Source organism: Ruoffia sp. FAM 20857 (assembly GCF_045528645.1).
Taxonomy (GTDB): domain Bacteria; phylum Bacillota; class Bacilli; order Lactobacillales; family Aerococcaceae; genus Ruoffia; species Ruoffia halotolerans.
This window is the reverse complement of sequence record NZ_JBGQRB010000151.1, coordinates 1-255: the sequence shown is the minus strand read 5'-3', so window position 1 is coordinate 255 and position 255 is coordinate 1. Positions and strand designations below refer to the sequence as shown.

The 255-nt window shown below is 54.9% G+C and carries 1 rRNA gene; it reads right to left on the bottom strand.

Annotated features, from left to right (window positions below):
• Positions 1-255: ribosomal RNA gene (locus ACEN4N_RS11640) — 16S ribosomal RNA — on the bottom strand; the annotation flags it as partial.

The window sequence follows — 255 nt, the reverse complement described above, 5'->3', positions numbered from 1 at the left end:
GGGTCGCTGCTCGCTGTACCATCCATTGTAGCACGTGTGTAGCCCAGGTCATAAGGGGCATGATGATTTGACGTCATCCCCACCTTCCTCCGGTTTGTCACCGGCAGTCTCATTAGAGTCCCCAACCAAATGCTGGCAACTAATGATAAGGGTTGCGCTCGTTGCGGGACTTAACCCAACATCTCACGACACGAGCTGACGACAACCATGCACCACCTGTCTCCTTGCCCCGAAGGGCTTCACCTATCTCTAGGC